This window comes from Mesobacillus boroniphilus JCM 21738 (assembly GCF_000517385.1).
GTDB classification, from domain to species: Bacteria; Bacillota; Bacilli; order Bacillales; family Cytobacillaceae; genus Mesobacillus; species Mesobacillus boroniphilus.
Window position 1 is genome coordinate 1 of the sequence record NZ_BAUW01000155.1, and the last position, 4,610, is coordinate 4,610.

The window sequence follows — 4,610 nt, forward strand, 5'->3', positions numbered from 1 at the left end:
TATAGACCAAACTCAAGCGGCTTTAGTGAGAGGATCTCTTCCTCCTGCAATACTGAAAGAATGAATTTCATCGTAAGAACTTCAACCCTACCGTCCCTATAGCATAGCTCTCGTGATAAAAATGAACCATCCAATGCATCTATCTCAGCTATTGATGTACTGGATGGTTTTCTTTTAGTGGGATACCAGTTCATCCACCGCGAGTTGTAACTTGCTCTAACTGTAGTAAAACTCACCTCTAATTAAATGCTTCAAAAAGCATACCTTAAACGGCTTTAAATAAATACTCACTCAAAAAGCCCCAGCAGCGGGAAGTGAGCGGTATGTTCAGGTTTGAAATCCCATAGGCTAGACTCATAGTTCCATTCTTCTCTGGCTATTAGAAATTACTAGTGTCTGAAAAAGGAGAGAATGACAAAAAGCACGATGAACAGTCACTGCTCATCGTGCCTTTTTTCGGACAAAACTTCCGATTGTCTGCTATAAAAACTGGCCCTGGTGTTCTAGGACGCAGTAAAGCTGTACAGTATTTCTTATAAGTACCTAAAGTTCTAGTTCTTGATTTGCTTGTATTCTCTTACATAGATCAAGAGCATATTCTTCAGATATATACTGTTTGAATTCAGGGGAATGATTGAGTTCTTTTAATAGCTTCCTATTCGCTTTAAAGATGCTAGTTTCTTTTAACGAAGAAGCAAGAATCTCGATAGTAAGTTCCTTTTCATAATGTTCCTCTTTGCTAACCGTAATCAAATCAACAATTCTTTCCTCTTCGGATTCAAAGAGAGTTCGTTTGAATATATATCTTACCTCTAATGGTTTCATCAGTTCCAATCCTCCAAATATACTCGAATTAGAATCTGTCAAACTTTGCACGTTTCGACCTCTTCATAACACGGTTAACCATTCTGATCCCAATTACTTTTACAGATTCTGAAGAGTCAAAAACTGTTTCCCTTACTCACAATGGATCAAAGTAATGCTTTTCCTAAGTTTTTGACAGCCAATCCGTCAGTTTCTAAACAATCATCACCATCAATAGCCACACATTATTGGACCTCATTAACACTTAAATAGGACATTTCTACTCCCGAAGCGACCCAGGAACCTTTCCTTTGTCGCACCAGGACTCTTGTCTTTGATATTACTAAATGGCCCCACCTAAGGAATGAAAAAAACACGATGAGCAGCAAACGCTACCCATCGTGCATTTCTTCAAACTATTTCGGGATACGAAGGGACGCGAGTACCGTCCTCGTTGTTTCCCTTCTGTCAAAAATTATTTAGACACATTAACAGAAGTGAAAGTTAATGCATTTCTATTTTGATCTTCAACATCTAAACCATTTGCAGCAGTTACAGTGATAGCTTTTGCATACTCATCAGATGTTAAGTTTCTATCGAATGTAATAGTGTATGTTTTTCCACCGTCTGTTCCATTCTCAGAAACAACCATTGGAGAAGCGGCAAATGTTGTTACATCTACTCCATCAACTTTAACAACGAAGTCGTCTGCAGCTTCACCAGTTGTGCCAATTACATTAATTACATTTTCACTGAAAGTTAAAGTAATTGCATTTGCAGCTGTTAACTTAGCTGTAAATGTTGGTTTAACATTTTCAGTTAAGTATTCAGTAGTATGATAGTCATTCATTACTACACCATTATCTGCTTTTACTCCACTGATAGTTACATTTCTTAGTCCAGTTACACTAACATTATTATCTAATGTTAATTCTACAGTAGCAGCAGAAGTAGTGTTTGAAGTCAATACTGCTGAAGTAACTACAGCACCTTCGATACGATAGTTAGCTGCATTAGTAGCAGAAGCTCCATCAAGCTTTTTGTCGAAAGAAACAGTTAACTTGTTTGAACCAGTAACTGTAATTCCGTTTGAAGCTACTAGTGGTGCAAGTTCAGAAGCGTCCACAGTAGTATCGATTTCTGGTTTAGTTGCATCTGTGTTGCTGTCTCTAGTAAATGAAACTTGTTTAGAAACACTATCTCTTCCATTTAGATCTTGTACTACACCAGTTGGAAGTGTAACTGTGTATGCACCTGCAGTTAAAGCAGTGATGTCGAGTTTAACAGAGTTTGACATACCGTTTACTGGATTATAAAGAGAGAAGTTAAGTGATGAAGTTGTGATAGAAGCACTGCTAGTAACAAAGTCTTTTACAACAGTTCCAGCAATCGCTTTAGCATTCACAGGTGATACACTTTCATTGAAAGTAACAATTAGGTGTTCAACACCATTTATTTTTTCAACACGAGTAGCTGCAACAGTTGGATCTACAGTGTCAACTGAGAAGTTAACAATCTTTACAGTAGAAGAACCAGCATTTAAGCTCTTATCGCTAAACCCAGATACTGTAACATTCTGTAATCCAGTTAATCTAGTATCTAAAGAAACGATATACTTTGTTGGATCAGTAGAATCTTTGATATAACCAGTTACGGTAGCTCCTGGTACTACGACTGTTGGATTGCCATTAAGTTGCTCAGAAAACTTAACTTCTAGTTTATTGTTTGCTAGTGCTGTTACAGTTGAAACTGTTGGTGCAACTTGATCAGCAGTAGATAATTTCACAGTTGCAGTAACTGGGTTTGGAGAAACTAGGTTGCCAACATAGTCAACGGCTCCCACGATTGTAACAGTGATATCCTTATCTACGTCTGCTGCGTTGATTCCGCTTAGGTTTACTTCAATATTACCATCTGCATCTAATGATGCTGAAGGCGCTGCTCCAGTAAATGCTACACCATCTGCACGAGCGAAGGTTACTGAGCCTGGACCTTGAAGTTGCTCACTGAATTTAATTACTGCAGTAGTACTATCAGTATATGAAACGCCGACCACACTTGGACGAACAGTGTCATTTACAGTTAATACACTTGAGTAAGCAGTTAATGCTTCGTCTTTAGCGGATTCTACTTCCTTCTTAACTAAAATAGTGTACTGACCCTTAAAGTATTCTGCACCAGCAGCTGTAAGAGTTAAAGTTTTTCCATCAGCACTTAAGCTAGCTAAAACGCTTGCATCAGTAACAACTGAAGCTGTACCAACTTCATCAATTACAACGTTTGTGCTATTTAGAGTATCCGTAGCTCCAGAATTTACCAATGTGCTCTCTTTCATTGGCTTATTAAATTTAATTTCAATTGTTTTAGCGTTAATCGCACTTACACTTTCAACTGCAGGAGTTAAAAGAGCTTCGTATTGAGCAGAAGCTTCTGCGTTCTTAGTAAGCAAGTCTTTACCGAAGTCAGTGTCTTTGTCAAGCTTACCAACACTCAGCAGCTTTGTCTAGAGCAGCTTTTGCAGCAGAAAGATCTTTTTCAGCTAGTTCTTTAGCAGCTACATCAAGAGCCATTTTCACAGTTACTTCAACAGCGATGCTGTCACGAGCGTCTTGTGCGTCAGCTTTGAATTCGCCTCTTAAAAGTTCACGAGTAGTCTTACCGTATACACGGTCAAGGATTACTGTGCGAGTTTTTAGTTCGTAAGAGATTTCGTGGTAAAGCTTTTCAGCAGCATCCCAGTTCTTAGCTGTTAATGCAGCTTCAAGGCTTTCTCTCTTAGCATCTAGAGTTACAGCGTAGTTGTAAGCATCAATATAAGTAATTACGCGCTTAGCAATGTAGTCGTTATATGTAACGTCTAATTGTGCTTCGTATGCAGCTTGCATAGATCCGCCAGCTTGTTTAACTAGAGCCTTTGCATTGTTGTATGCAACTTTTGCAGCGTTGTATTCTTTGTATACAACCGTTAGATCTTGGAACTCACCGCTTGCAGTGATATCACTGTAAGTGTGGTATGCCTTTTTCATTTGAGTGACAGCTTTGCTAACTTCAACAGCGACATTGCTAGCAGCATCTGTTTGTGCAGGTGCAGCAGCTACGAATGCAGATGCAGCGATAGCAGAAGCAGTAGCAACTTTGAAAGCTTTCTTTTTCATAAGTTTGTATTTCCTCCCTGATAAAAATATTATTTTTGCAACGAATCGGTTCAAAGCTAGATCCCCTTCTCATTGCCTAACAAACTTAAAGCTAAGTATACTAAAGTTCTATGGAAATATCAACCTATTAAGTTGTTTCCTACTAGATTTTTAGTATTATTTTGTAAAAGAGTTCATTGATTGGTAACACTCCCAACAACTTTTACAATTTCTATAATAATACATTTATCGAGGAACTTCTACCTTTTTTTTGGCTTTTAGGGGGTAGATTGGTTAGTAAATGTTTCCTCTGGTGGTAAATTAAACTTAAAGACTCACACTTTACTACCATATGCTCTCGAATTTCTCGATATTCCCTTCCATGGCAAAAATATTTACTTTACAAAACTCGCAGCCTCTTTACTTGCAAATTTCAATAAAATATATTTTCCTACCCAAATAAGAAAAGCGCAAGCGCCTTGTTCAGCCCCGACAAGCGTTGGAGGGCCGACTGGTGAAGTCGCTCTTTGACTTCATCGGGCGGACCGAAACGTCTCGATGGGCTAGGCGCTGGAGCTAGACACTAATCTAAGTAAAAAGTTTTATACTTTCTTATAAGATAAAAAAAGACCTGGAAATAATCCAGATCCTAATGATAATTATTTAACTTGA

The 4,610-nt window shown here is 38.2% G+C and carries 4 protein-coding genes; all 4 read right to left on the reverse strand.

The genetic code is table 11. The features are described 5' to 3' along the window. A partial coding sequence (locus JCM21738_RS26375; RefSeq protein ID WP_035210147.1) for a hypothetical protein occupies positions 1-194 on the reverse strand: 194 nt, incomplete at its 3' end. A gap of 349 nt (positions 195-543) precedes the next feature. After that, positions 544-825, reverse strand: coding sequence for a hypothetical protein (locus tag JCM21738_RS21030; protein WP_023613650.1), 282 nt, complete (start codon positions 823-825; stop codon positions 544-546). A gap of 454 nt (positions 826-1,279) precedes the next feature. After that, the gene (locus JCM21738_RS21035; protein ID WP_052019843.1) at positions 1,280-3,253 is read right to left on the reverse strand and encodes a hypothetical protein; all 1,974 of its coding nucleotides are present in this window, start codon (positions 3,251-3,253) and stop codon (positions 1,280-1,282) included. A 31-nt stretch (positions 3,254-3,284) separates the two neighbouring features. Continuing rightward, positions 3,285-4,013, reverse strand: coding sequence for a hypothetical protein (locus tag JCM21738_RS22830; protein WP_052019845.1), 729 nt, complete (start codon positions 4,011-4,013; stop codon positions 3,285-3,287). Between the last annotated feature and the right edge of the window lie 597 nt (positions 4,014-4,610).

Excerpts from the sequence above, each read along its gene's own strand:
- JCM21738_RS21030 (WP_023613650.1), bottom strand. The coding sequence starts at position 825 with ATGAAACCATTAGAGGTAAGATATATATTCAAACGAACTCTCTTTGAA.